The organism is Pedobacter sp. 01T416_2 (assembly GCF_056398925.1).
In genome coordinates this window covers 1-2333 of the sequence record NZ_JBFTQI010000861.1, presented here as the reverse complement: position 1 = coordinate 2333, position 2333 = coordinate 1, and the positions used below count along the sequence as shown (strand labels likewise).

Annotated in this window: 2 protein-coding genes; both read right to left on the bottom strand. The window is 39.0% G+C overall.

The genetic code is table 11. The annotated features are described in order from the left end of the window. Positions 1-1770 (bottom strand): type VI secretion system Vgr family protein (locus tag AC1DPQ_RS25115; protein WP_477611225.1); only part of this gene is annotated, 1770 nt, incomplete at its 3' end. A 365-nt stretch (positions 1771-2135) separates the two neighbouring features. Then, on the bottom strand, positions 2136-2333 hold a 198-nt coding region (gene tssD / locus AC1DPQ_RS25110), incomplete at its 5' end, for a type VI secretion system tube protein TssD (protein ID WP_477578632.1).

Here is a 2333-nt window from a genome sequence, read left to right as displayed (position 1 = left end):
TTCAGCATACTGTGTAGATTCCTGAGCACTTCTCATGTATGCTTTTTCTACCATTTCGGTTTTATTATTTGCTGATTCTTTCATATCCCCAGTAGCGCTGATATTGATATCTTTTCCGGCAGTTTGCGTAATGTCTTCGTTGGCACTTGTGGTAATGTTCTCCCCGGCACTTTCTGAAATGTTTTTACCCACCTTCACGTCCATATTTTCCGCTACATTAATCTGCATATTCTTACAGTTTAAAGTCATGTTCTCCAAAGCAGTAATGGTTATATTATTGCCTTTGGTGTCGATATGGATAATATTATTGTGGATATCGGTGATTTTTATGCCTTGTGTACCCTGATTATCATCAAATTCTATTAAATGTCCACTTCTGGTAATGATACTTTTAAGGTGATTTTGAATAAGCGGGCTACTATCTACGCTGGAGCTGTGGTAAACACTTCCCATTACTACGGGCCGTGCAATATTCCCCTCTTCGAACGCAATCATCACCTGATCATCTATTTCGGGGATCGCAAAATATCCACGGTTATTACCCCTATCGCCAACACCGGCACTTGGCGTAACTACACGTAACCACTCTGTAACATCGTTGGTTAAACATTCCCACTTAAATTTCACTTTTATACGGCCCTGGCCCTGTGGATCGTTATTATCAATCACATCTGCCAGTTGCATATCCGGTTGTGGTTTTTCGAAGTTCTTTACCAGTAACCGTTCGGTTGTGGATACTTTTCCTTCGAAAGTATTGTGGTATTTGCCGTTTTCGTCTATATGATGTGTAATACTGGTAATAAGAAATTTACCCAGGCTTTCGGATGTAAAAGCAAGTTCTTTACGGAGGCTCATTGTAATTTCGGCAATGCTGCCTATGCCTAAACCGGCATTATCGCCCCTGGCGGTTACTTTTAAAAGCTCACTTGTATTCGCTTTCTCTTCATTTTCTACCAGGTTTTTAATGTCGTTGTTATTATCTACCCTGATTAATGAAGGTTGGTTGAAGGTTTTACTAAAAGTAAGGTTAGAAGCTTTTACAGCATGGGATAAGTCGGGTGTGCCATTTACCTTTCCTGTACTTTCGCTCAGCAGCATTTCGTTCTGCTTCGGATTATAGGAGAACCGTTTATTTTTTATTGGTGCAATTTCCATTGCGTACTGCATTTCCTGAACATCTCTGCCATAAAACAGGGATATTTCCTTTTGTGTATCGGGTTTTCCAAAATTAAGCTGTTTACCATCGTAAAAAAGCCATTCGTGGTATTCGGCAGAAAGGCGGTTCAAAAAAGCAAAATCGCTTTCACGGTATTGGATAATATAATCGATTGATGTATTTCTTGCGGCATTGGCCACCACTTTTAAATCATTGGCAGGCGTATCTTTAGTTGCCAATTTCACGATCTCATTCAGGTCTTTATCTAAATATGAACCCAAATCAGGTCCACGATCGATTAAAATAGTCGGGCTATAACCACTTACAATTAGAACACCATGGTAACCATGAATTTGTGATAGTTCAACTTTAGAAACCAGGCCTACAAAATTCTGCATGCCTTCTGCCGAATGGCCAAAAGAAGCAGTTAAGGTTTTACCCACAAAATCGCGGCTATCATCTAAACTGATCAGTCCTGGCGCACCCATCTGGTCGTGGTTAAAGCGCAGTTCAAAATAGTGATGTTCGTTAAAAGCCTGTTGAAGGACGAAGGAAGCAAAATGTGTAATTTCCTTATCCTCTATATTGATTTCAGCAATGAGTTTCTTTTCCATATTAATTTATCTTGATCACAACAATTACCCTAAGCCAAATGCTGGGTGGGCACATGCTCTTATATTAAAAATGGATACATTTTCTGCAGACCGTATGTTCAGATGAATATTGTGTGTTGATGCCGAACCAAACATTTTACCTGAATAGTAATCGTTTTTTACTGCAACATGTTTGGAATGGTTAGACATAATTGAGCATTAATTTTTGAGATGGCTTTGTAAATTAATATACGCATCACAAAGCAATATTAATTTTTTGGGATGATTTGGATGATAGGTAAATGTAGGGTGATAAAAATAGCAACGGATTAAAAGCACCCCAGAAAAAATCGGGGCGCTTTTAATTACGATATATTTAGTGATGACTAAGCTTTTGGCCAATCGTTTTCGTGTTCTGCATTGCCCAGTTTTAGCTTACGGGCCGATACCACAAAACTTAAAGTCATTGGCGTATTGTCGTTTACCGCAATACCCTCGTTATACTGGATGATATAACCATCTTCGAAAGACAGTTCCTTCATTTTTGCATCTTCTTCGCCTTTCTTGAAAACCAATGTTCCTGA